The 22,768-nt window shown below is 73.7% G+C and carries 19 protein-coding genes; 10 read left to right on the forward strand and 9 right to left on the reverse strand.

Annotation, left to right across the window (positions count from 1 at the left end):
- Nucleotides 1–116: 116 nt before the first annotated feature.
- Nucleotides 117–1,232, reverse strand: coding sequence for a chemotaxis protein (locus tag ACFZAT_RS24190; protein WP_391266953.1), 1,116 nt, complete (start codon nucleotides 1,230–1,232; stop codon nucleotides 117–119).
- A gap of 151 nt (nucleotides 1,233–1,383) precedes the next feature.
- Between ACFZAT_RS24190 and ACFZAT_RS24195 the strand changes: the two genes are divergently transcribed.
- The gene (locus ACFZAT_RS24195; protein WP_391266956.1) at nucleotides 1,384–1,950 is read left to right on the forward strand and encodes a hypothetical protein; all 567 of its coding nucleotides are present in this window, start codon (nucleotides 1,384–1,386) and stop codon (nucleotides 1,948–1,950) included.
- A 36-nt stretch (nucleotides 1,951–1,986) separates the two neighbouring features.
- On the opposite strand, the gene ACFZAT_RS24200 is transcribed toward ACFZAT_RS24195, so the two are convergent.
- Nucleotides 1,987–2,805: an endonuclease gene (locus ACFZAT_RS24200; protein WP_391266958.1), complete on the reverse strand. Its 819-nt coding sequence runs from the start codon at nucleotides 2,803–2,805 to the stop codon at nucleotides 1,987–1,989.
- 249 nt (nucleotides 2,806–3,054) lie between these two features.
- On the opposite strand from ACFZAT_RS24200, the gene ACFZAT_RS24205 reads away from it, so the two are divergent.
- Entirely contained in the window at nucleotides 3,055–3,255 is a 201-nt protein-coding gene (locus tag ACFZAT_RS24205; protein WP_132902592.1) for a hypothetical protein, read from the forward strand.
- An 84-nt stretch (nucleotides 3,256–3,339) separates the two neighbouring features.
- The gene (locus ACFZAT_RS24210) at nucleotides 3,340–4,482 is read left to right on the forward strand and encodes a methyltransferase (RefSeq protein ID WP_391266963.1); all 1,143 of its coding nucleotides are present in this window, start codon (nucleotides 3,340–3,342) and stop codon (nucleotides 4,480–4,482) included.
- Here the strand turns inward: ACFZAT_RS24210 and ACFZAT_RS24215 are convergent.
- From ACFZAT_RS24215 to ACFZAT_RS24225, 3 genes are read right to left on the reverse strand one after another with little or no spacing between them, the layout of a single operon-like run.
- Nucleotides 4,472–5,389 (reverse strand): ADP-ribosylglycohydrolase family protein, encoded by a 918-nt coding sequence (locus ACFZAT_RS24215; RefSeq protein ID WP_391266966.1) that lies wholly within the window; start codon nucleotides 5,387–5,389, stop codon nucleotides 4,472–4,474. The genes ACFZAT_RS24210 and ACFZAT_RS24215 overlap by 11 nt on opposite strands.
- A gap of 38 nt (nucleotides 5,390–5,427) precedes the next feature.
- Nucleotides 5,428–6,873, reverse strand: coding sequence for an MFS transporter (locus tag ACFZAT_RS24220; protein WP_391266968.1), 1,446 nt, complete (start codon nucleotides 6,871–6,873; stop codon nucleotides 5,428–5,430).
- Nucleotides 6,870–8,075 carry an amidohydrolase gene (locus ACFZAT_RS24225; protein ID WP_391266970.1) on the reverse strand — a complete coding sequence of 402 codons (1,206 nt, stop codon included), beginning with the start codon at nucleotides 8,073–8,075 and terminating at the stop codon, nucleotides 6,870–6,872. The genes ACFZAT_RS24220 and ACFZAT_RS24225 overlap by 4 nt, the downstream gene beginning before the upstream one ends.
- A gap of 105 nt (nucleotides 8,076–8,180) precedes the next feature.
- Between ACFZAT_RS24225 and ACFZAT_RS24230 the strand changes: the two genes are divergently transcribed.
- The 4 genes from ACFZAT_RS24230 to ACFZAT_RS24245 all read left to right on the forward strand — a co-directional run bounded on the left by ACFZAT_RS24230 (nucleotide 8,181) and on the right by ACFZAT_RS24245 (nucleotide 12,652).
- Nucleotides 8,181–9,260: an AsnC family transcriptional regulator gene (locus ACFZAT_RS24230; protein ID WP_391266973.1), complete on the forward strand. Its 1,080-nt coding sequence runs from the start codon at nucleotides 8,181–8,183 to the stop codon at nucleotides 9,258–9,260.
- A gap of 210 nt (nucleotides 9,261–9,470) precedes the next feature.
- Nucleotides 9,471–9,626 carry a hypothetical protein gene (locus tag ACFZAT_RS24235; RefSeq protein WP_391266975.1) on the forward strand — a complete coding sequence of 52 codons (156 nt, stop codon included), beginning with the start codon at nucleotides 9,471–9,473 and terminating at the stop codon, nucleotides 9,624–9,626.
- Between the two features lie 54 nt (nucleotides 9,627–9,680).
- Nucleotides 9,681–10,616, forward strand: coding sequence for an oxygenase MpaB family protein (locus tag ACFZAT_RS24240; RefSeq protein WP_391266977.1), 936 nt, complete (start codon nucleotides 9,681–9,683; stop codon nucleotides 10,614–10,616).
- Complete coding sequence (locus ACFZAT_RS24245; RefSeq protein WP_391266979.1) at nucleotides 10,598–12,652, forward strand: tetratricopeptide repeat protein; 2,055 nt, start codon at nucleotides 10,598–10,600, stop codon at nucleotides 12,650–12,652. The genes ACFZAT_RS24240 and ACFZAT_RS24245 overlap by 19 nt, the downstream gene beginning before the upstream one ends.
- A gap of 96 nt (nucleotides 12,653–12,748) precedes the next feature.
- On the opposite strand, the gene ACFZAT_RS24250 is transcribed toward ACFZAT_RS24245, so the two are convergent.
- Nucleotides 12,749–14,578 (reverse strand): serine hydrolase, encoded by a 1,830-nt coding sequence (locus ACFZAT_RS24250; RefSeq protein WP_391266981.1) that lies wholly within the window; start codon nucleotides 14,576–14,578, stop codon nucleotides 12,749–12,751.
- A 176-nt stretch (nucleotides 14,579–14,754) separates the two neighbouring features.
- Between ACFZAT_RS24250 and ACFZAT_RS24255 the strand changes: the two genes are divergently transcribed.
- Nucleotides 14,755–16,254, forward strand: coding sequence for a fatty acyl-CoA synthetase (locus ACFZAT_RS24255; RefSeq protein ID WP_391266983.1), 1,500 nt, complete (start codon nucleotides 14,755–14,757; stop codon nucleotides 16,252–16,254).
- Between the two features lie 18 nt (nucleotides 16,255–16,272).
- Here the strand turns inward: ACFZAT_RS24255 and ACFZAT_RS24260 are convergent, their stop codons facing one another.
- Nucleotides 16,273–16,671 (reverse strand): SAM-dependent methyltransferase, encoded by a 399-nt coding sequence (locus tag ACFZAT_RS24260; protein WP_391266985.1) that lies wholly within the window; start codon nucleotides 16,669–16,671, stop codon nucleotides 16,273–16,275.
- 102 nt (nucleotides 16,672–16,773) lie between these two features.
- Nucleotides 16,774–18,057: a phenylacetate--CoA ligase PaaK gene (gene paaK, locus ACFZAT_RS24265; RefSeq protein WP_391266991.1), complete on the reverse strand. Its 1,284-nt coding sequence runs from the start codon at nucleotides 18,055–18,057 to the stop codon at nucleotides 16,774–16,776.
- A gap of 182 nt (nucleotides 18,058–18,239) precedes the next feature.
- Between paaK and ACFZAT_RS24270 the strand changes: the two genes are divergently transcribed.
- Complete coding sequence (locus ACFZAT_RS24270; RefSeq protein ID WP_391266993.1) at nucleotides 18,240–19,760, forward strand: alpha/beta fold hydrolase; 1,521 nt, start codon at nucleotides 18,240–18,242, stop codon at nucleotides 19,758–19,760.
- Nucleotides 19,761–19,778: 18 nt separating this feature from the next.
- On the opposite strand, the gene ACFZAT_RS24275 is transcribed toward ACFZAT_RS24270, so the two are convergent.
- The gene (locus ACFZAT_RS24275; protein ID WP_391266996.1) at nucleotides 19,779–21,407 is read right to left on the reverse strand and encodes an FAD-dependent monooxygenase; all 1,629 of its coding nucleotides are present in this window, start codon (nucleotides 21,405–21,407) and stop codon (nucleotides 19,779–19,781) included.
- 195 nt (nucleotides 21,408–21,602) lie between these two features.
- On the opposite strand from ACFZAT_RS24275, the gene ACFZAT_RS24280 reads away from it, so the two are divergent.
- Nucleotides 21,603–22,724 carry a SchA/CurD-like domain-containing protein gene (locus tag ACFZAT_RS24280; RefSeq protein WP_391266998.1) on the forward strand — a complete coding sequence of 374 codons (1,122 nt, stop codon included), beginning with the start codon at nucleotides 21,603–21,605 and terminating at the stop codon, nucleotides 22,722–22,724.
- The last annotated feature ends 44 nt before the right edge of the window (nucleotides 22,725–22,768 follow it).

Below are 22,768 nucleotides of genomic sequence, written 5' to 3' on the forward strand. Positions count from 1 at the left end.
AACCACGCAACCCCCCGCCCCGGGGCGGCCCCGGGGCCCGGGGTGGGGGGGCCCCGCCAGCCGGGCGGGGCCGGACCGTACGACCCCGCCCGGCCCCCGCCGTGCTGCCGGGCCGCTCAGAAGCGCAGTTCCGCCGCGATCCGGCCGTGCGCCTTGAGCGAGTCGTCCGCGACGAAGAACACCTCCGCGCCACTGTCCAGCGCCGCCTCGACCAACTCGTCCACGATGTCCTCGCGGACGCTCGCGTCGGAGGGGTCCACCACGTCGTCGGTCACCGGCTTCAGGTGCTCCTGGTCGACCCGTACCGTCTGCTGGTAGTGCTCCTCGACGGCCACCAGACCGGCGCGGCCCTCGCGCACCGCGGCCCACACCTCGTCCAGGCCGCCGGCGAACGCCTTGCGGCCGCGCGCCGCGTCCAGCCGTCCCTCGATCTCCTGGGCGAAGTGCGCGCGCCGGGCGTCCAGGGCCGGGCGCAGCTCGGTGAGCAGATCGCGGGGCGCGTTGTCGGCCGGCGCGCCCTTGGTGACCCGGCCGACCGCGTCCTTGGCGCACTCGCTGACCTCGTCGAAGAGGGCGAGCGCCGGCGCGATGCCGACCAGGTAGAGCGGGCGGGGGTCGGTGGCGAGGACGGTACGCAGCTTCTCGTCCACCGTGCGCAGGAAGTTCCGGGTGTCCTCGCTGGCGAAGTTGCTCGCGGTGTCGCCGATCCGCTCCATGCGCTGCGGGTTGAACTCCTCGCGCGGGGCGGCCAGCGGGAAGCCGCCGACGTGCGCCTCCTGGGCGGACTCGGTGGTGCCGCTGAACAGGGCGGCGTGGTCGGCGGCCACGGTCAGCGCCCAGTAGGGGCGGGCCTGGGCCTTGGCGGCGACCAGGTTGCGGGTGAGGTAGCTGTCGCTCAGTACCACCCGTTCGGGTGCGGTACGCGGCAGCCGCCAGATCTGGAACTCGTCGGACGTGGCGAGGAGCACGAGCGCGTCCAGGGCCCGGCGCTGGTCGAGTTCGCCGGCCGCGCGGTCGAGCTGCTGCTTGATCGCGGCGCAGACCTCCCGGCTGACCTCCGGATCGGCTTCCAGCCGGTTGTGGGCATCGGAGAGCAGGTTGCGCAGCCGTACGGCGTCCTGGGCGTTGTCCGGGGCGCGCCGGTGGGTCGGCATGGTCAGGGACAGGGCCGGATAGGGGCGGGTCCGGCGGAGCTCCTGCAGCAGGCCGGCGGTCAGGGCGTCCGTGTCCATCAGTTCCCTCCCGGGGAATCGCGCGCACTGCGTGCGGAGCGGGTGAATCAACGAGTCAATTCATACCTTTTGATCCTAATATGGGCGAGTTGGTCATCCCGGGTGCGGGAAGCCCTGCTTCCCCGTGCCCGCTTCAGTGGACGGAGCGTTTGTGAACCGGACCGGCCCCGCGCGGCGCCCCTTCCCAGGCCGCGTCATCCGCAGCCTGACCCCTGCCGCGCTCGTCGCGGTGCTCGCCGCCGGAGCGGCCGCCTGCGGCGACTCCGGCACCCCGTCCCCGGGTACGGCCAGAAGCACCCGCACCCTCTCGGCCGAACCGACGGCGAGCCCGAGTCCGACCCGCAGCGGGCGCACCCCGGACGAGTTCGCCGCCTCCGTCTCCGCCGACGCCGAGCGCAATCGGCAGAAGGCCGCGGCGACCCTCAAGGGTGTCGAGGGCAAGGGCAACGCGGTGGACGACGTCTCCGTCAACGGCATCGCGGTCGCGCCCGGGGAGAAGTTCCGCAGCGCCCTGGTGCGGGTGACCAACCGGAGCGGCGAGCAGGCGTTCTTCGCCGTGCGCGTCGAGTTCGTCGACGCCTCGGGCAAGGTGCTGGACTCCGTGGTGCTCGGCTTCCCGGACGCGCCGACCGACAAGACCGTCAGCCAGCACGCGAACAGCCGCAAGGCCGCCGGCGTCAAGTCGTTCCCCCGGATCGCCCAGGCGGAGCGGAGCTGACGGCCGACGGCCTCGCGGTGGCTCAGCAGGGGCCCGTCACCAGATGGCGTCCACCCACTCGGGGTGGTCCACGAACGGGTTCCGGTTGTGCTGGTAGTCCTCGTATATGACGTCGTTGCGCCGCTTCTCGAACGCGTCCGGCGGGTCCTGCTCGCTCCATGCCTTGAGTACGGAGAGCCGGCCGATGTGCGGTGAGGAGCCGTTGGACACGCTGTCGTTGGGTTCCAGGTCCGGGAAGCCGTCGTCGCCCTCGTAGCGCACGGCCATGTAGAGGATCATCCGCGCGACGTCTCCCTTGACGGCGTCGCGCGGCTCGAAGGAGTCGGAGTCGGTGTAGTTGCCCGGGGCGTCGCCCAGCTCCGTACCGCCGTTGTCGAAGTCCTTGTTGCCGCGTGTGGAGTTGACCTGGACGTCGGACGGGCGCAGGTGGTGGATGTCGGTGCCGGGGCCGGTGGCCGTGCCGAAGTCGCCGTGGGACTTGGCCCAGACGTGCTCGCGGTTCCACTGGCCCGGGCTGCCGCCGTTGTCGCTCTTCGGCTCGGAGCGCCCGGTGTACAGCTCGATGATGTTCGAGGGGTCGGCCGGGTCCTCGTCGGTGTCCTTCAGGGCGTCCCAGACCTGGCTGTAGGTGAGCTTGCTCTGGTCGCTGATGATCGTGTGGAGGGCGCTCTTCAGTGCGGCGCCCGTCTTGCCGGTCGCGTCCTGGTAGTACGTGTCGTCCAGGGCGGTGAGCGAGGAGGCGGTGGTCCGTGGTGGCGTCGGGACGGGTGCGGCGGCCGCCGTGCCGCTGAACACCGCGAGGGCGGCGAGCGCGGCCGGCAGGGCGCGGCGCACGGGAAGGTGGCGACGGGACATGTGGGGTGTCCTCTCCGGGAATACGCGCACCGCGACGCCGTCGCGGGGTGGGGGACGGTTCCGCGGTGCGTCGTGTCCGCTATGTGTACGCGGGAGCCTTCCATGCGCACCGTCACGATGTGTGAACCCGGCGTATCTATCATGTGCAGGTCAAGTGAGGACCCGGAACCCGTTCCGGGTCCCCGCCCCGGCCTCGGATGCGGGAGCGCCGGGGGAGGGCGAGAATGACGGGAAGGACAAGGAGGCGGCATGAGCGACGAGTCCGATTCCGTATCCAGCACCCGGGGCGTGACTCCGGACGACCTCTTGCACACCGGCGCCACCGACAACCCGTCCCCGGAGGACCTGGTACTCGCCTCGGGGAAGGACCTCACCCCGGCGAACCTCGAGTGGGCGGAGCGCACCCTGGCCAGGGAGGGCCGGGCGGCCATCGACAAGCGACTGCCGTAGACAGCGGTACGGCGCGGCGGCCCCGGCCGTCGCGCCACCGGCAGGTACGGGCGCCGGGCGCCGCTCGGTTAGCCTGAACGCACAATGAACCGTTTGACGACGTCAGAGGCCGGATACGACCTCGCCCGCTTCCCCGAGGACCCCCGCGACCCGTTCCGTGCCTGGGACGCGGCCGACGCCTATCTGCTCCAGCACCTGGAGGAGGCGGTCGACGTCTCGGGGAACGTCGTCGTCATCGGCGACCGCTGGGGCGCCCTGAGCATGGTCCTGGCCGCGCACCGCCCCGTACAGATCAGCGACTCCTACCTCGGGCAGCGGGCGACCGCCGCGAACCTGGAACGCAATGGGCTGCCCGCCGACGCGGTGCGCCTGCTGTCGCCGCGCGACACCCCGCCGGACCACGTCGACGTCCTCCTCGTCCGCGTACCGAAGAGCCTCGCGCTCCTGGAGGACCAGCTCCACCGCATCGCGCCCGCCGTGCACGCCGGGACGGTCGTCGTCGGCACCGGGATGGTCAAGGAGATCCACACCTCCACGCTCAGCCTCTTCGAGCGGATCATCGGCCCGACCCGGACCTCCCTCGCGGTCCGCAAGGCCCGGCTCATCCACTGCACCCCGGACCCGGCCCTGTCCCGCACCCCGAGCCCCTGGCCGCTGCGCTACGAGCTCCCCGCGGACGCCGGACCGGCCGCCGGTCACACCGTCACCAACCACGCCGGCATCTTCTGCGCCGACCGGCTCGACATCGGCACCCGCTTCTTCCTCAAACACCTGCCGGACCGCAACGGCCCCGACCGGGTCGTGGACCTCGGCTGCGGCAACGGCGTCCTCGGCCTCGCCGCCGCCCTCGCCAACCCCGACGCCGCCCTCACCTTCGTCGACGAGTCGTACCAGGCGGTCGCCTCGGCCGAGGCGACCTTCCGCGACAACACCGGGCCGGACGCCCGGGCCCGCTTCGTCGTCGGGGACGGCCTGACCGGAGCCGAGCCCGGCAGCGCGGACCTGGTCCTCAACAACCCGCCGTTCCACTCCCACCAGGCCACCACCGACGCGACCGCCCGGACCATGTTCCACGGGGCCCGGCGCGCGCTGCGCCCGGGCGGCGAGCTGTGGGTGGTCGCCAACCGCCACCTGGGCCACCACGCCACCCTGCGCCGCGTCTTCGGCAACTGCGCGACGGTGGCGGGCGATCCGAAGTTCGTGGTGCTGCGCGCGGTCAGGCGCTGAGCGCCGCCCACCCCGGCAGCGGTTCGCGGGCCGTGTGCCAGGCCGGCGGGAGGGCGGCTACGCCGGTACGGGCGGCGATCACGCCGCCCGCGATGGCACAGGTGGTGTCGATGTCACCGCGTCCCGCGACCGTGCACCACAGGCCCTCCTCCAGGTCGTCCAGGTGCCCCGCCGCACACCACAGAGCGAACGGGACGGTGTCCGGCCCGGACATCCGGTAGCCGGAGCCCAGCACCTCCGCGGCGTGCCGGACCGAGGTGTGGGCGGGCATCCGGGACGCGATGCGGACGCCCGAGCGCACATCGCTGTCGGGCAGGTGCGCGGCGACCTCCTGGAGGAACGCGGTGCGCTCGGGGGCCGGGCCGCCCCGGCCGCGCACGGCCAGCGCCGCGGCGACGGCGACCGCCACCGCCCCGGCGGCCGCCTCCGGATGGTGGTGCGAGACCGCGCTCTGGCGGGCGGCCTGCTCGACGGCGGTGTCCAGGTCGGCGGCGTGCCAGGCACCGAGCGGGGCGACGCGCATGGCCGCCCCGTTGCCCCACGAGCCCATGCCCTCGAACTGCGCGGTCACCAGCTTCTGCCAGGGCTCGCCCGCGCCGATCCGGCGCAGCACGTCGTGCATCGATGCGCCGTAGCCGCGGTGCGTGTCGGCGGCGTACTCCTCGGCCAGGCGCCGGGCGAACCGGTCCTGGTCCACGGCGCCGTCCCCTTCGGCCAGTTCGCGGACCAGGACCAGCGCCTGCGCGGTGTCGTCGCTCCACCGCCACACGGGCTCCTCGGGCAGCGCCCGCGCCTCCAGGGGCGCGGAGCCCCCGCGGCGCAGGATGCCGAACCAGCGGTCGCCGAAGGCGTCACCGAAGGCGAGCCCGGCCAGCGAGTCGAGTGCGGGGGCAGGTACGTCGGTCATCGGAGCAGTATGACAAGCCGGGCGCTCCGCCCGCCCGGTCATTCCGGTCGTTCCGCCGCCCCGCGCCGCGCGGCGGCCGCCGCCACGGCCGCGCCGGCGGAGAGCAGCGCGCACAGCAGCCACACCGTGACGTACCCGGACTCGTTCGCCGCCTCCTGGGTGTCGGGGACGGCGCTCCCGGTCTCGGACGCCGGGGTCGCCAGGATGACCGCGATGACAGCTCCGGCGACCGCCCCGCCCAGGGTCTTGACGTTGTTGTAGAGGGCCGTGGTGATGCCCGTACGCGAGGGGGCGCCGGCCTCCGCGATCACCGTGGGCAGCGCGCCGAGCGCCACGCCGATCCCGGCCCCGGCGAGCACCTTGGCCGCCACGAGCTGCCAGATCGCCGTGTGGAACGCGGCGGTGGACAGGAAGCTCACGGCGATCAGGGCGAACGAGGCGATCAGAGCGGGGCGGTAGCCGATGCGCCGCGCGACGAGCGCGGTCAGCGAGGAGCCGACGACGGCGGCGACCCCGGCCGGCAGGGCGATCAGCGAGATGGCGAGGGCGGAGAGCCCGAATCCGTAGCCGGTGCGCTGCGGGTCTGCCGCCAGGAAGGTGGAGTCCGGGGCCAGGCTGCCGAAGTAGATGACGCCGAACGCCGCCGCGCACAGGAAGTACGGGGCGACGCTGCGGTCGGCCAGCGCCCGCAGGTCCACCAGCGGCTCGGGCACCCGCAGCTCGCGGACCGCCCACACCGCCCCCGCCACCAGGGCCAGCGGCACCGGGACCAGCACCGCGCCGGAGAGCAGGGGGCCGGTCTTCGCCGCCGAGATCCCCGCGAGCAGCAGGAGTACCGCCAGGCTCAGCAGGCCCACGCCCGGCCAGTCGAGCCGGGCACCCGGCGTCCGGCCGGACTCCGGGATCGCGAGGAACGAGACCGGGACGCAGAGCAGGGCCAGCACGGCCGGGAGGAGCAGGGTGATCCGGACATCGCCCGTCGTCCTGTGCGCCAGGCCCATCACCACCCCGCCGAGCAGCGTCCCGAGGGTCAGCGCGCCGACCAGGCGCGCGATGGCCCCGCGGGCACGTTCGACGGAGAGCCGGTCCCGTACGAGAGCGATCTCCAGGGGCAGCAGGGCCGCGAGCGGGCCCAGCAGCACCCGCCCGGCCAGCAGCACGGGCAGCGAGGGCGCGAAGGCGACGAGGAGCGAGCCGACGGCGACGCACACCAGCGAGACCCGCAGCATCCGGCGGTGCCCGTACACATCGCCGAGCCGGCCGAAGGCGGGCACCGAGACTGCAGCGGCGAGCAGTTGCGCGGCGATCACCCAGTTGAGGTCGGCGTCCGCGATCCCCAGCTCGGTGCCGATGTCCGGCAGCAGCGGGGCGATCCCGCCCTGAAGGAAGCCGCTGGTCAGCTCGAAGAGGACGAGGAGGCCCACGACGGCGCCGACCGACGCGGTCTCCGCCGGAGCGGGCCTGGTGGACTCGGTCGTGCTCATGACGGCTGCTCGGAGTCCTGGAGGCGCCGCGCCGCGAGCCCGGCCAGCAGGGCGGCGGCGTCCGCCACCGACCGGTCGTCGTAGACCGCCTGCGCGGAGTGGTTCATGGGGGCGGCCGACGGATCCTGGCCGGACGGGCACGCGCCGAGGCCCACGTAGGCCCCCGGGACCTCGTGCAGTACGTACGAGAAGTCCTCGGAGCCGGCCATCGGGCGCGGCGCCTCGAAGACCTGTGCGGCGCCGAGCACTTCGCGCGCGGTGCGCAGCGCGAACGCGGCCTCGGCGGCGTCGTTGACGGTGACCGGGTAGCCCTCGCGGTAGTCGCTCTCGGCGGTCAGGCCGTGCGCGGCGGCGATCCCCCGCACGGTCCGTTCCAAGGCGGTCCGGACCCGGGCCCGGGTCTCCTCTGAGAACGTCCTGATGGTGGCGGTGAATTCGGCGGTCCCGGGGATGACGTTCCCGGCGGACCCCGCGTGCAGCGAGCCCACCGTGATCACGGCCGGGTCGAAGATGTCGACGGTGCGCGTGACCAGGGTCTGGAGCGCGGTGACCATCTCGCAGACGGCCGGGACCGGGTCCTTGGCCAGGTGCGGCGACGACCCGTGGCCCCCGGCGCCCACGACGCGGACGGTGACCTCGTCGGAGGCGGCGAGCATCGGGCCCGGCCGTACGGCGGCGGTGCCGACGGGCAGCACCGCCGAGGTGACGTGGAGCGCGTACGCGGCGACGACCCGGGTCCCCGCCGCGTCGAGCACGCCCTCCTCGATCATCAGCCGCGCCCCGCCCATGCCCTCCTCCCCGGGCTGGAACATGAACACCACGTCGCCCGCCAGCTCCTCGCGCCGTGTGGCCAGCAGCCGGGCCGCCCCGACCAGCCCGGCGGTGTGCACGTCGTGGCCGCAGGCGTGCATCCGCCCGGGCACCTCGGAGGTGTACGGCACACCGCTGTCCTCCTGCACGGGGAGCGCGTCCATGTCCCCGCGCAGCAGCACGGCGGGGCCGGGGCGGCCACCGCGCAGGACGGCGGTCACCGAGGTGAGCTTGCCGCCGGTCGTGATCTCCAGGGGCAGCCCGGACAGCGCGTCCAGGACGGCCCGCTGGGTGCGGGGGAGGTCGAGGCCGAGCTCGGGCTGCCGGTGCAGGGCGTGGCGCAGGCGGACCAGGGAGTCGCCGAGGGCGAGGGCGTCAGTGCGTGCGAACATGCCTGGTATGGTGCCGATCCGGTCGAACGGACCGGAGCTTGTGCTCGTATCCTCCGGAACGTATAGATCGTTTGCCGATAACCACCACCACCCGGAGGCGGCCCCGTGCTGGACGAACTCGATCTGCTCCTCGTCACCGCGCTCCAGATCGCCCCGCGCGCGGACTGGCGGACCATCGGGGACGTGCTCGACATGGACGCCTCGACGGTCGCCCGGCGCTGGGCCCGGCTGACCCAGGCCGGGCACGCCTGGATCGGCGTCCACCCCTCGGTCGCGGCGAGCGGCCCGCACACCTGGACCCTGGTCGCGTTCATCGAGGTCGACTGCGTCCCCGGGCGGCTGCACGAGGTGGCCGACCACATCGCCGACGACCCGCACGTGTTCAACCTGGAGCACGTCAGCGGCAGCCGGGACCTCGTGATCACCGCGGTCTTCACCGACCACGCCCAGCTCGCCCGGTACGTCGGCTTCCGCCTCGGCGCCCTCGACGGCGTCGCGGCCTCCCGCACCCAGGTCGCCACCACCCTGCACACCGAGGGCAGCCGCTGGCGGCTCGACCGCCTCACCGAGGAGCAGCGCCGCAAGCTCGCCCCGCCCGCCCCCGGCCGGCAGCCGACGTACACCGTTCCCGAGCGCGACCTCGAACTGGTCCGGGTCCTCGGCGAGGACCCGCGCCGGCCCGTCGCCCACATCGCCGAGCGCACCGGGCTCAGCCCCACGACCGTGCGCCGCCGCCTCGACCGGCTGGACGCCGACCGGGCGCTCGCCTACCGGTGCGAGGTGGCGCGGTCGCTCTCCGGCTGGCCGGTGTCGGTCTCGTACTGGGCGGCGGTGCCGCAGAGCCGGGCGCCGCAGCTCGCGAAGAGCATCAGCCAGATCCGCGAGATCCGGCTCTGCGCCTCGCTGACCGGCCCGCACAACCTGCTCCTGGCCGCCTGGCTGCGCTCGGTGGACGACATCGGCGCCTTCGAGTCCCGGCTCACCGCCCGCCATCCGGAGCTGACGGTGGCCGACCGGGCGCTCACGCTCTGGCCGATGAAGCTCGCCGGCCACCTGCTCGACCCGCAGGGGCGCCACCTGCGCGCCGTGCCCCTGGCCAGTTGGGAGGGCACGCACTCGGACACCGCGGAGGCGGCCCTCCTGGACCGCCTCCGGACACCCCCTGGGCGCGCGCGAACCGGGTGAAGTACTCCAGCGCCGAGAAGGCGTCCACCGCCTCCTGCCCGGCCACCTTCTCGATCGGCGCGCCCTGGACCCGGCCGCCGCCGACGGGCCGCGCCGCCCGCTCCTCTTCCACCGGGGCCGGCTGGTCCGTCCCGACCGCGCGCACGCGGTGCACGCGCCCACCCCCGGTTCCTCGGCGAGGCGGGGACGTCCGGCCGCATCGCCCCCGGCATGCCCGCCGACCTGGTGCTCCTCGACGAGGACCCGCTGACGGACCACACCGCGCTGCGCCGGATCGCCGGGGTGCTGCGGGAGGGCTCCTGGTGGTCCCGCGCCGACCTCGATACCGTGCTGGAACGCGTCGCCGCCGCGCCCGGCGCCCGCTGACCACCGCACCCGTCCGCACCGGCCGGACCGCCCCCGAGCGGGAGGGACACGCACATGACGGAAGCCGACCCCGGGCTCTTCGGACCCGCATCGGTCACCTGGCAGCTGCACGGCGACCCGATGATGTGGATCGCCGGGGTGCGGGCCCTCTACCTCCAGGCGCTCCACCCCCTCGCCGTGCGCGGCGTGATGCAGAACTCCGACTTCCGCCAGGACGCCTGGGGCCGGCTCATGCGCACGGCCGGCTTCGTCGGCACCCTCACCTACGGCACCACCGAGGCCGCCGAGAAGGCGGGCGCCCGGGTCCGGAAGATCCACGCCCGCCTGAAGGTCACCGACCCGGCGACCGGCACCACCCACGGCGTGGACGAGCCCGAGCTGCTGCTGTGGGTGCACTGCGCCGAAGCCGACTCCTACCTCCAGGTCCTGCTCCGCTCCGGCTACCCGCTCACCGCCCGGCAGGCCGACCAGTACCTCGCCGAACACCGGCACAGCGCCCGGCTCGTCGGCCTCGACCCGCAGGACGTGCCCGCGACGACCGCTGAGATGGCCGACTACTTCGCCGGGATACGGCCCCGGCTCGCCCGCACCCCGGAGGCGCTGGACGTCGACAGCTTCCTGCGCCGCCCGCCCGTGCCGCCGCTCCTCGTTCCCGCACGCGACCTGCTCTGGCGGCGCGTGGCCGCCCTCGCGTACCAGTCGCTGCCGCCGTTCGCCCATGAGCTGTACGGGAGAACGGCGCCGCCGCCCGCCGCCGTGGACCGCCGGCTGCGCACCGTCGGGGCGCTCCTGCGGGCCGTCCCCGCGCGGCTGCGGTGGCGGCTTCCGCCCGGTCACATCATGAACGCGATGGCCCGGCTCGGACCCGGCAGCCGCCCCACCCCGTACACACTGAAGAGGCAGGCAGCCATACTGGACCGACCTGGGAGGGTGCGGCGACAGCGGGCTGAACGACGGGGGCGGCAACAGGGATGGCGGAAACCAGGCTGATCCAGAGCCGGTACCGGCTGCTCGACCTGATCGGTCGCGGCGGCATGGGCGAGGTCTGGCGGGCCCGCGACGAAGCGCTGGGCCGCCAGGTCGCCGTCAAATGCCTCAAGCCCATGAACGCCCAGCACGACGAGGACCACACCCGCATCGTCCGCGAACGCTTCCGCCGCGAGGCCCGGGTGGCCGCCGCCCTCCAGCACCGGGGCGTCACCGTCGTCCACGACTTCGGCGAGTACGAGGGCGTGCTCTACCTCGTGATGGAGCTGCTGGACGGCCGCAACCTCAGCCAGCTCCTGGAGGACAACGCGCAGCACCCGCTGCCCGTGGACGACATCGTGGACATCGCCGAACAGGTCGCGGACGCCCTCGGCTACACCCACCAGCAGGGCATCGTCCACCGCGACCTCAAGCCCGCCAACATCATGCGGCTGTCCGACGGGACGGTGAAGATCTGCGACTTCGGCATCGCCCGGCCGGGCCACGGCATCCCCGTCACCTCACGGCTCACCGGCGTCGGCATCGCCATGGGAACCCCGCACTACATGTCGCCCGAGCAGATCAGCGGCGGCCAGGTCGACCACCGCAGCGACCTCTACTCGCTGGGCTGCGTGCTGTACGAGATCGCGACCGGGGCCCCGCCCTTCGACCTGGAGGACTCCTGGGGCATCCTCGTCGGCCACCGCGACACCCCGCCCGAGCCGCTGCGTTCCCACCGCGCCGAACTCCCCGGGTTCTTCGACCGGGTCGTCCTCGACCTGCTCGCCAAGACCCCCGAGGAGCGCCCGGCCGACGCCCACGACCTGCGCCGCCGCATCGCCGTCGGCCGCACCGGCGAGCAGCCCTCCCTCGGCCCGGCCGGCGAGGCACCGCCCGCCCCGGTCGCCCTCTCCGGCCGGACGCCCGCCCCCGCCGCGCCGCTGCCCGCCTGGGCGGACACGATGACCGGCGGTCACAAGGCGACGGGCGCGGTGACCCCGCCCGACCACTCGGCGGGCCTCACCCTCGCCTGGACCACCGGAACCGCCCCGCCCGGCCCACGGGCCGACCGCCAGGTCCTGAGCCCCGGCCCCAGCCGCAAGGACCGGGCCGAGAACGCGCTGCGCGAGTTCGGCCGCATCGCCGAGGACCGCGCCCGCGCCCTCGGCCCCGAGCACAGCGAAACGCTCAACGCCCGGCAGCAGATGGCGTACGCGCTCGGCCGCCTCGGCCGGCACACCGAGGCCCACGAACTGCACACGGCCGTGCTCGCCGCACGGGAGCGCGCGATGGGCCCCGACCACCCCGACACCCTGCGCTGCCGCCACAACCTGGCCTTCAGCCTCAGCCGGCTGGGACGCCTGGAGGACGCCTACGGCATGGCCCGCGACGTGGCCGCGGCCCGCGCCCGGGTGCTGGGGGCCGACCACCCGGACACCCTGGTCACGCTCTACGAGGTCGGCTACACCCTGGGCCGGCTCGGCCGCTGGACGGAAGCCCTGCACACCTACCGCCAGGTCGCCGAGGCGCGGACCCGGCTGCTCGGCTCCGACCACCCGGACACCCTCGCCACCCGCTACGAGGTCGGCATCAGCCTCGGCCGCCTCGGCCGCAGCGCCGACGCCCTGGAGCTGTACCGCGCGCTCGTCGCCGCCCGGACCCGGGTCAACGGCCCCACCGACCCGGAGACGCTGCGCGCCCGCCACGGACTCGGCGTCAACCTCGGTCGGCTGGCCCGCTGGGACGAGGCCCTGGCCGAGGCGCGGGCGGTGTGCGGGGGCCGGGAACACGTCCTGGGCCCCGACCACCCCGACACCCTCGTCAGCCGCCGTGAGGTCGCCGTCGCCCTCGGCTGGCTGGGCCGCTGGACCGACGCGCTCGCCCTGTACCGCCAGGTCGCCGACGCCCGGACCCGGCTCCTGGGCCCCGCCCACCCGGACACGCTCGCCGGCCGCGACGACGAGGCGCACTGCCTCGAACAGCTGGGTCGGACCCACGAGGCCGCCGGCCTCTACCGCGAGGTGGCGGCGCTCCGGCAGCGCGGCCACGCACCGCTCTGACGCGGGCCACGCGCACCGGAGCGAGGCGGACGGCCGGGCCCGCCCCCCCGCGTCCCGGACGGCCGGGCCCGCCCGCCCCCCGTCCCGGACGGCCCGTCAGTCGGCCGACGCGGCCCAGCCCGTCGCCTCGATCCGCCGGGCGTCCGGCGGACGGCCCTCGTCGAAGACCGTACGGCCGCCGTCCTCCACCTTGATGGCGTCCACGTACACGCCCCGGCCCACGTACAGCTGATCCGTGGTGTAGCGCCACCTCAGCAGGACCCCGGCGCCGCGCACTCCGGCGAGGCCGGCGTCCAGGCGGTGCCAGACCCGGCCCGACCAGCCGGAGAGCGAGCCGTCCGGATGCGCCTCGGGCCGGGGGCGCCCGCCCTGCCCCGTCGCCGTCGTGGTGAACGGGACCGGCTGCCAGGTGGCGCCGGCGTCCGTCGAAGCCTCCAGGTGCAGGAAGTCCGAAGCCGGTTCGGTGTCCCACCACAGCGCGCAGCTCAGCCGGGCCCGCGAGGAGTCGAGCGGAAGGGCGGGCAGCGCCAGGGTGGCCGTCGACGCGCTCGTCATCCCGGAGAACCAGGCGGTGCGGCCCCGGGCCGGGCGGACCGCGACGGCGCGGGCCATCTGGTTGGCGGTGGCCACCCGCGGCGCGCTGCCGGACCGCCAGTTGCGCACCGGATGCACCGAGTTGCCCAGCACGATCAGGAACGAGTCCGTGGACGGGTCCAGGACCAGGCTGGTCCCGGTGAATCCGGTGTGCCCGGCCGTCCGGGGCGTGGCCATGGCGCCCATGTACCAGTGCTGGTAGAGCTCGAAGCCCAGGCCGTGCGCGTCACCAGGGAACGCCGTGTTGAAGTCGGTGAACAGCAGATCGACGGAGTCAGCCGAGAGGATGCGGGCCCGCCCGTACACCCCGCCGTTGAGCAGGGTGCGCGCCAGGACCGCCAGGTCCCAGGCGCAGGAGAACACCCCGGCGTGCCCGGCGACCCCGTCCAGGCTGAAGGCGTTCTCGTCGTGCACCTCGCCCCAGACCAGGCCGCGGTCGAGCCCGGACCAGGGGAGCCGGGCGTCCTCGGTCGCGGCGATCTTCGGCTTCCAGGAGGCGGGCGGGTTGTACTGGGTGCGCCGCATCCCGAGCGGTCCGGTGATCCGCTCGCGCAGCAGGACGTCCAGGGTCTGCCCGGTCAGCTTCTCCAGGACCAGCTGGAGGGAGATCAGGTTGAGGTCGGAGTAGAGGTAGACCGTGCCCGGCGGATGGGCCGGGACCTCCTTCCACAGCAGCTCCAGCTTCCCTTCCCGGGTCGGCGCGCTGTAGAGCGGAATCCAGGCGGTGAAACCCGACGTGTGGGTGAGCAGCTGACGGATCGTGATGTCCTGCTTGCCGCCGCCCGCGAACTCCGGCAGATAGGAGGCGACCGTCGCCTCCAGCTCCAGCGTGCCGCGCTCGATCTGCTGCACCGCCAGGATCGAGGTGAACAGCTTCGAGACCGACGCCAGGTCGAAGACCGTGTCCTCGGCCATCGGGATCTGCTGGTCCTCGGGGAACTCCACCCCGGTGTCGGTGGTCTCGTCGTACGCCGCATAGCGCACCGCCTTGCCGATCGGGTGGTGCAGGGCCACCGTGCCGCCCCGGCCCGCGAGCAGCACCGCACCCGCGTACCACGGGTGCTTCGGCGAGGCGGTCAGATAACGCTCCGCCTCGGTGACCAGCTGGTCGAGCGGTGCCTGCAACAGCCCGGCACGGTCGGCCGATCCGCGCCGCAGCGTCGGCCTCGCGCCCCTGCCCGCGTGCATCTGTGACGACCCCGCCCCCGACTCCGTGGCAGACGCCGTGCCCGCGAACGGGATCGGCGCCAGGGCGAGTGCCCCGCCCAGGGCCAGCATCCCACCACCGAGCCTGCGCCGGCTGATCTCCCCGGCCGCCGTGTCCTCCGTCATGCACAACCCCTTCTCACTGCCTGAAAGTAACTTTCGAAATCTCTTCCGAGCGTGAAACTTCCTGCCGAGCAGAGAGTACTGTCAGGACCCGCCGCGCCGTAGGGGCGGGAGCGGGAAAGAATCTGATGTCGCGTCAGGCCCTTGACCGCCGGACCCCGGCCGCACAGGATCACGCCATGACCGGTGTACGCAGCAGCACAGTCGACGGCGTCCTGACCCGCAGCGCACGGCGCACCCCCGAACGGACCGCCCTGCGGTACGCCGGCCGGGCCTGGACCTACCGCGAGCTGGACGAGGCCGTCTCCACCGCGGCCGCCGCCCTCACCGAGGTCCACGCGCTGCGCCCGGGGGACAGGGTCGCCGCCTACGCCCACAACTCGGACGCCTACCTCATCGCCTTTCTCGCCTGCGCCCGGGCCGGGCTCGTCCACGTGCCCGTCAACCAGAACCTCACCGGCGACGACCTGGCGTACATCCTGCGCCAGTCCGCCAGCTCCCTGGTCCTCACCGACCCGGCCCTCGCGGACCGCGTCCCCGAGGGCTTCGCCGTTCGGGCGCTGCGCGACGACGAGGGATCGCTGCTGGCCGGGCTGGGCACCCCGCGCCCGTTCACCCCGGTACGCGAACCGGCCGCCGACGACCTGGTCCAGCTGCTCTACACCTCCGGGACCACCGCGCTCCCCAAGGGCGCGATGATGACGCACGGCGCCCTCGTCCACGAGTACGTCAGCGCGATCACCGCGCTCGACCTGCGCGCCGGGGACCGGCCCGTCCACGCGCTGCCCCTCTACCACTCGGCGCAGATGCATGTGTTTCTGCTGCCCTACCTCGCGGTGGGCGCGGAGAACACGGTCCTGGACGCGCCGGACGCGGCCCGGATCTTCGACCTGGTCGAGTCGGGGCAGGCCGACAGCCTCTTCGCCCCGCCCACCGTCTGGATCGGCCTCGCCAACCATCCCGGCTTCGGTGCCCGCGACCTCGGCGGCCTGCGCAAGGCGTACTACGGGGCGTCGGTCATGCCCGTCCCCGTGCTGGAACGCCTCCGCGACCGGCTGCCCGGTCTCGCCTTCTACAACTGCTTCGGGCAGAGCGAGATCGGCCCGCTGGCCACCGTGCTCGGACCGGACGAGCACGAGGGCCGGATGGACTCCTGCGGCAGGCCCGTCCTCTTCGTGGAGGCCCGGGTCGTGGACGAACACGGCGAGGAGGTCCCCGACGGCACCGCGGGCGAGGTCGTCTACCGCTCGCCCCAGCTGTGCACCGGCTACTGGGACAAGCCGGAGGAGAGTGCGGAGGCGTTCCGCGACGGCTGGTTCCACTCCGGCGACCTCGCGGTCCGGGACGCGGACGGCTACTTCACGGTGGTCGACCGGGTGAAGGACGTCATCAACTCCGGCGGGGTCCTCGTCGCCTCCCGGCAGGTCGAGGACGCCCTCTACACCCACCCCGCCGTCGCCGAGACCGCTGTCGTCGGGCTGCCCGACGAGCGCTGGATCGAGGCGGTCACCGCCGTCGTCGTCCTGAAGGGCGAGGTCACCGAGGACGAGCTGATCGCGCACGCCCGCGAACGCCTCGCCCACTTCAAGGCGCCCAAGCGGGTCGTGTTCACGGACGCCCTCCCGCGCAACGCCAGCGGCAAGATCCTCAAACGGGAACTGCGCGACCGCCTCGCCTGACGGCCGCCCGGCCGCGTCTCACCGGACGCGGCCCACCCCCGCGTGGATGGTGTCGGTGGCGTCCAGGGTCTCCGGCGGCGGCGTGCCGTTGTGCCACCGCGGCGCGGGCACCAGGCCCGGGTCGACCATGTCGAGCCCGTCGAAGAAGCGGGCCACCTCCGCACGGTCGCGGGGCTGCAGCGTGATACCGGTCCCGATGTCCAGGCACTGGTCGATGCCCGCCCGCGCGGCCCAGCCGGCCGACCGGTGCATGAAGGCCCGGTTCTGTGCGACCCCCACCTTCGCCGGCTCCGGCACCTGCTCGCCGAGGGCCTGGTCGACCGGGTAGTGGTCCTTGCCGCCCAGCAGATAGTCGTGGACGCGCGCCGGGTGCGGCCTGCCGGTGTCGACCGGTGTGCCGGACGGGCCTGCCGTCATGGTGTGCTCCCCAACCCCTCGGCGGGAGAACACGGGTCCCCCTGCGGACGACGGTCATTCCGGCCCATCGTGCCACAGCAACCCCACCGGCCTGCGCGGAAGTTACGGGCGCTCGTCCACGATCCGCCGGAACTTCCCCACCGACCGCTCCAGCGTCTCCGGGTCCACGATCTCGACGCCCACCGACACCCCGATCCCGTCCTTCACCGCCGCCGCGACCGACGCGGCGGCCGCCGCCCGCTGTTCCGGCGTCGCACCCGCCCGGGCCTCCGCCCGCACCGTCAGCACATCCAGCCGGCCCTCCCGGGTCAGCCGCAGCTGGAAGTGCGGCGACACCCCCGGGGTACGGAGCACGATCTCCTCGATCTGCGTCGGGAAGAGGTTCACCCCGCGCAGGATCACCAGGTCGTCGCTGCGCCCGGTGACCTTCTCCATCCGCCGGAACACCCTGGCCGTGCCGGGCAGCAGCCGGGTCAGGTCCCGTGTCCGGTACCGGACGACCGGCATGGCCTCCTTGGTCAGCGAGGTGAACACCAGCTCGCCCCGCTCCCCGTCCGGCAGCGCCTCGCCCGTGACCGGGTCGACCACCTCCGGATAGAAGTGGTCCTCCCAGATGTGCAGCCCGTCCTTCGTCTCCGCGCACTCCTGGGCCACGCCGGGACCCATCACCTCGGACAGGCCGTAGATGTCGACCGCGTCGATCGCGAACCGCTCCTCGATCTCCCGCCGCATCTCCTCCGTCCAAGGCTCGGCCCCGAAGATCCCCGTCTTCAGCGAGGTCGTGCGCGGATCGACGCCCTGCCGCTCGAACTCGTCCAGGAGGGTCAGCATGTACGAGGGCGTCACCATGATGATGTCGGGCCGGAAGTCCTGGATCAGCTGGACCTGGCGGGCCGTCATGCCGCCGGACGCCGGAATCACCGTGCAGCCCAGCCGCTCCGCCCCGTAGTGCGCCCCGAGGCCGCCGGTGAACAGTCCGTAGCCGTACGCCACATGGATCTTCTGCCCCGGCCGGCCACCCGCCGCCCGGATGGACCGGGCGACCACATCGGCCCAGGTCTCCAGGTCCTTCCCGGTGTAGCCGACGACGGTCGGGCGGCCCGTCGTCCCGCTGGAGGCGTGGACCCGGCGCACCTGGTCCTCGGGGACCGCGAACATCCCGAACGGGTAGTTGTCCCGCAGGTCCGCCTTGGTGGTGAAGGGGAAGCGGGCCAGATCGCCGAGCGAGCGGCAGTCCTGCGGCTTCAGCCCCGCCCGGTCGAAGGCGGCCCGGTAGTGCGCCACGTTCTCGTAGGCGTGGCGCAGGGTGGCCCGCAGCCGTTCGAGCTGAAGCGCCTCCAGCTCGGTGCGGCTCATCCGTTCCGCCGAGTCCAGCAGAGCCGTCATGTCGGGCCTCCCTCGTCCGTGCGCGCCGTGCGGGCGACCGATCATTCGGTCGTTTCCTCCGGGAGCAGTAATTCAGGATCTTGCACCCCCTGGCAAGAGGGGTGACGCATCCGGACCGGACGGCGAATACGCCCGTACCGAACACGGCTGCGTCACCCGGACGGCCCTGTTTGGATGGGGGCATGCCGACCTTCCACTCGTACGACGGAACCGAGCTCGCCTATCACCTCGTGGGGGAGGGGGCACCGCTGATCTGCCTGCCCGGCGGTCCGATGCGGGCGAGCGCCTGTCTCGGCACCCTCGGCGGTCTGGCGGACCACCGGCAACTGGTCCTCCTCGATCTCCGGGGCACGGGGGACTCCGCCGCCCCCGACGACCCCGCCACCTACCGCTGCGACCGGCAGACCGAGGACGTCGAGGCCCTGCGCGCCCACCTCGGCCTCGAACGCGTCGACCTCCTCGCCCACTCCGCGGCCGGTGAACTCGCCGCGCTCTACGCCGCCCGCCACCCGCACCGGCTGCGCAACCTGGTCCTCGTCACCCCCACCACGCAGGCCGCCGGCCTCCCCTCCTCGGTGCGCGAGTCCCGCGAGGCGGCGGCCCTGCGCTCCTCGGAACCGTGGTACGAGGACGCGCTCGCCGCCCTGGAAGAGATCTGGGCGGGCCGGATGACCGGCGAACTGCGCGCCAGGACCCGGCCGTTCATGTACGCCCGCTGGGACGCCGCCGCGCAGGAGCACGGTGCCGCCTCGCCCGCGCAGATCAACGCCGAGGCCGCCGCGCGGTACGCCGGGGAGGGCGCCTTCGACCCGGCCGCGACGGTCCCCGTCCTGCGCACGCTGGCGGCACCGGTCCTGGTGCTCGCCGGGGAGTACGACACCGTCGTCACCCCCGACCGCGCCGCCGGACTGGCCGCGCTCTTCCCGCACGCCGAGTTCGCCGTGCAGCGCGGCGCCGCGCACTTCCCGTGGATCGACGACGCGGGGGCGTTCGCCCGCACCGTCGAGGCGTTCCTCGACCCGGAGGTGCACAGCGTCCGGGCGGGCGGGACGCGGCTCGCGTACCGGGTGTGGGGCGACCCGGCCGCGCCGCCGGTCGTCCTGGCCCACGGCCGGTGCGGCAGCAGCCGCGACTGGAACCACATCGCCGCCCGGCTGGCCGCCACCCACCGGGTGTACGCCTTCGACTTCCGGGGCCACGGGCTCAGCGACTGGCCCGGCCGCTACAGCTTCGAGCTGTTCCGCGACGACCTGCACGGCTTCCTGGAAGCCCGCAACCTCGCCGGTGCCACCGTCGTCGGACACTCCATGGGCGGGGCCGCCGCCTATCTCCTCGCCGAACGGCACCCCGGGCTGATCGGCCGCCTGGTCATCGAGGAGGCACCCCCGCTCATCCCGCTCGACCCGCCCCGCCCCGTACCCCAACGGCCGGACGAGGAGCCGGACTTCGACTGGCCGGTCGTGCCCGCCATCGACGCCCAGCTCAACGACCCGGACCCGGCCGGCCGCGAACTCCTCGGCGAGATCACCGCCCCCACCCTCGTCATCGGCGGCGGCCCGAGGAGCCAGATCGCCCAGGAGGACCTGGCGGGGATGGCCCGCGCCATCCCCGGCGCGGAGCTCGTCACCATCGACGCGGGCCATCTCGTACACACCGAACGACCGGAGGAATTCCTCACCGCCCTCCGGTCGTTCGGGGTCTGACCACCGCCTGACGCTGCGTCAGTCACGGTGCAGGAGCGCCACCAGGACGTCGTGCAGCGTCGCCTCGGCGTCCTCGGAGCCCGACTCCGTACGCCAGGCGACGAATCCGTCGGGGCGCACCAGGACGGCGCCGTCCCGGCCCGTCCCGTGCGCCTCGGCCCAGTCCGCCCCGTCCTCCGGCTCCAGCTCGCCACCCGCACCGATGCCGAACGCGTCGAGCCGCACCCCCAGTCGTCCGGCCACCCGGTCCGCGGCCCGCCGCCACACCGCGTCCGCACCGTCCGTCAGCAGCACGAACGACCGCTCGTACAGATCCAGCGTCGAGATCCGCTCCCCGTCCCGGCGCACCCAGAGATGGGGTGCCCGGCTTCCGGGCTCGCCCGTCAGCCGCATCCCTTCCGGGACCACCGGCGCGTCCGGCGCCACACCCAGCACCGCGCCCGCCGGGTAGCGGTAGCCCAGCGCCACGTTCAGCATCCCGCCCCGCTTCCCGCCGCCCACCGAGGGCGGGGGAGCGTAGCCGGGGTGGCTGTGCTCCTCGGACCGCGCCGACGCGCGCTCGCTCGTCGCCCGGGCCACCGGCAGCCGCTCCTGCCCGTACGTCTCCAGCAGCCCCCGGCCCGCCTCGCCCCGCAGCACCGCGGCCAGCTTCCACGCCAGGTTGTGCGCGTCCTGGATGCCGGTGTTCGAGCCGAAGGCCCCGGTCGGCGACATCTCGTGCGCCGAGTCACCGGCCAGGAAGACCCGCCCCCGCGCATACCGCTCGGCCACCCGCTCCGCCGCGTGCCACGGCGCCTTGCCGGTGATCTCCACATCGATGTCCGGCGCGCCGACGGCGGTACGGATGTGCCGGGCGCACCGCTCGTCCGTGAAGTCCTCCAGCGTCTCGCCGTGCTCCGGCTGCCACGGGGCGTGGAACACCCACTCGCTCTCGTTGTCCACCGGCAGCAGCGCACCCTCCGCCTCCGGGTTCGTCAGGTAGCACACGATGAACCGCCGGTCGCCCAGCACCTGCGCCAGCCCGCGCGAGCGGAAGGTCACGCTCACGTTGTGGAACAGGTCGCCCGCGCCCGAACGGCCGATGCCCAACTGCTCACGGACCGGGCTGCGCGGCCCGTCCGCCGCGATCAGGTAGTCCGCCCGCACCGTCGTGTGCTCACCGGTCTCCCGGTTTTTCAGGGTCGCCGTGACCCCCGAGGCGTCCGGGTCGAACGACATCATCTCCGTGGAGAAGCGCAGGTCACCACCCTGCTCCCGGGCCCGATCCAGCAGGACCGGCTCCAGGTCGTTCTGGCTGCACAGGCACCAGCCCGTCGGGCTGAACCGCGCCAGCGCCCCGCCCGGGTCGATCTCCTTGAACAGCCACTCCTGGTCCTCACCGGTCAGCGAGCCCGCCTGGAGGATGCCGTGGTTGTCCGCCAGCACCGAAGCGGCCGCCCGGATCTCCTCCTCGACACCCGCACGGCGGAACACCTCCATCGTGCGGACGTTGTTGCCGCGGCCACGCGGATGCGTCGAGGTGGCCGCGTGCTTCTCGACCAGCAGGTGCTCGACGCCGAGCCGGCCGAGGAAAAGGGACGCGGACAGACCCACCAGCGAACCGCCCACGATGAGGACCGGTACATGGAGGTCGACGTTCTCGTTCATCAGTTGCTCCAGCTCCGACGCCGTACAGATGCTCTGTCCATGCCCGTGCCGGACCCGGGTCGGAGCCCTTCGGACGCCTGCTCACCTGAACGGTTCATAAATCTCGCGTCGGGCGGACCAGCGTTTCACGATCGGTCACGGAGACGGCCGGGTCTCCCCGCATTCCTGCCTCCCACCGTCGAAGGAGTTCACCAGATGACCACCACCCTCTCGGAACGGATCTCACAGTCCGCCTTCGACGGATCCCGGCTGCGCGTCGTGCTGCTGCTGGACCTGCACGACGGCGCCCAGAAGCAGTTCCTGGAGGCGTACGAGCACATGCGCAACCAGGTCGCTTCGATCCCCGGTCACATCAGCGACCAGCTGTGCCAGTCCATCGAGAACCCCTCGCAGTGGCTGATCACCAGCGAATGGGAGAGCGCCCCGCCCTTCCTCGCCTGGGTGAACAGCGAGGAGCACGTCGCCACCGTGCAGCCCCTGCACAGCTGCGTACGCGACACCAGGTCGCTGCGGTTCAGCGTGCTGCGCGAGACCGGCAAGGGCTTCGAGGCCGTCCCCGACCCGCTCAAGGGCGGCCTCCAGACCTCCCCGCGCCTCGGTGACGGCGTCGTGCGCCACGCGCTCACCTTCACGGTGAAGCCCGGCACCGAGGACATCGTGGCCAAGCTCCTCGCCGACTACGAGTCGCCCCGCTCCCGCGTCGACGACCAGACCCGGCTGCGCCGCACCTCGCTGTTCATGCACGGCAACCGTGTCGTGCGCGCCGTCGAGGTCGAGGGCGACCTGATGGCCGCCCTGCGGCACGTCTCCCGCCAGCCCGAGATCCGAGCCGTCGAGGAGGCCATCAACCCCTACCTCGAACAGGACCGGGACCTCGCCGACCCCGACTCCGCCCGGATGTTCTTCACCCGCGCGGCGCTGCCCACCGTGCACCACGTCTCGGCCGGCCGCCACGCCCCCGAGAGCCTGCGCCGGCACGCCGTGTTCTACCAGGCCAAGGAGGGCTGCGGAATGGCCCTGGCCCGCCTCCTGGCCGGCCACGACGAGGAGGCCGCCGACGACACCGGCAGCCCCATCGACAGCAGCACCATCTTCCAGCGGGACGACGTCGTCGTACGCCTCCTGGAGGCGAGCGGCCCGCTCGACGCGCAGCCCGCCCAGGCCCTCGGCATCCACGGCCCCGGCAAGGCGGCCCGCCTGGCCCGCCTCCTCGACGGCGAGGCGACCACCGTCCCCGCCACCGACCAGGACGCCGCGCGCTTCCTCGCCCGGTCCGAGATGCGGCTGATCACCGACCGGCGCGCCGCGGATTCCTGAACCGCGCTCCGGCACCCCGGGCCCTCGCCCGACCCGACCACCAC

The organism is Streptomyces sp. NPDC008163 (assembly GCF_042956885.1).
GTDB classification, from domain to species: Bacteria; Actinomycetota; Actinomycetes; order Streptomycetales; family Streptomycetaceae; genus Streptomyces; species Streptomyces drozdowiczii_A.

What these genes read in the sequence shown, in the direction of transcription:
- ACFZAT_RS24190 (WP_391266953.1), bottom strand. Translation starts at nt 1,232, where the DNA reads ATGGACACGGACGCCCTGACCGCCGGCCTGCTGCAGGAGCTCCGCCGG.
- ACFZAT_RS24200 (WP_391266958.1), bottom strand. Translation starts at nt 2,805, where the DNA reads ATGTCCCGTCGCCACCTTCCCGTGCGCCGCGCCCTGCCGGCCGCGCTC.
- ACFZAT_RS24205 (WP_132902592.1), top strand. Translation starts at nt 3,055, where the DNA reads ATGAGCGACGAGTCCGATTCCGTATCCAGCACCCGGGGCGTGACTCCG.
- ACFZAT_RS24210 (WP_391266963.1), top strand. Translation starts at nt 3,340, where the DNA reads ATGAACCGTTTGACGACGTCAGAGGCCGGATACGACCTCGCCCGCTTC.
- ACFZAT_RS24215 (WP_391266966.1), bottom strand. Translation starts at nt 5,389, where the DNA reads ATGACCGACGTACCTGCCCCCGCACTCGACTCGCTGGCCGGGCTCGCC.
- ACFZAT_RS24220 (WP_391266968.1), bottom strand. Translation starts at nt 6,873, where the DNA reads ATGAGCACGACCGAGTCCACCAGGCCCGCTCCGGCGGAGACCGCGTCG.
- ACFZAT_RS24225 (WP_391266970.1), bottom strand. Translation starts at nt 8,075, where the DNA reads ATGTTCGCACGCACTGACGCCCTCGCCCTCGGCGACTCCCTGGTCCGC.
- ACFZAT_RS24235 (WP_391266975.1), top strand. Translation starts at nt 9,471, where the DNA reads ATGCCCGCCGACCTGGTGCTCCTCGACGAGGACCCGCTGACGGACCAC.
- ACFZAT_RS24240 (WP_391266977.1), top strand. Translation starts at nt 9,681, where the DNA reads ATGACGGAAGCCGACCCCGGGCTCTTCGGACCCGCATCGGTCACCTGG.
- ACFZAT_RS24245 (WP_391266979.1), top strand. Translation starts at nt 10,598, where the DNA reads ATGGCGGAAACCAGGCTGATCCAGAGCCGGTACCGGCTGCTCGACCTG.
- ACFZAT_RS24250 (WP_391266981.1), bottom strand. Translation starts at nt 14,578, where the DNA reads ATGACGGAGGACACGGCGGCCGGGGAGATCAGCCGGCGCAGGCTCGGT.
- ACFZAT_RS24255 (WP_391266983.1), top strand. Translation starts at nt 14,755, where the DNA reads ATGACCGGTGTACGCAGCAGCACAGTCGACGGCGTCCTGACCCGCAGC.
- ACFZAT_RS24260 (WP_391266985.1), bottom strand. Translation starts at nt 16,671, where the DNA reads ATGACGGCAGGCCCGTCCGGCACACCGGTCGACACCGGCAGGCCGCAC.
- paaK (WP_391266991.1), bottom strand. Translation starts at nt 18,057, where the DNA reads ATGACGGCTCTGCTGGACTCGGCGGAACGGATGAGCCGCACCGAGCTG.
- ACFZAT_RS24270 (WP_391266993.1), top strand. Translation starts at nt 18,240, where the DNA reads ATGCCGACCTTCCACTCGTACGACGGAACCGAGCTCGCCTATCACCTC.
- ACFZAT_RS24275 (WP_391266996.1), bottom strand. Translation starts at nt 21,407, where the DNA reads ATGAACGAGAACGTCGACCTCCATGTACCGGTCCTCATCGTGGGCGGT.
- ACFZAT_RS24280 (WP_391266998.1), top strand. Translation starts at nt 21,603, where the DNA reads ATGACCACCACCCTCTCGGAACGGATCTCACAGTCCGCCTTCGACGGA.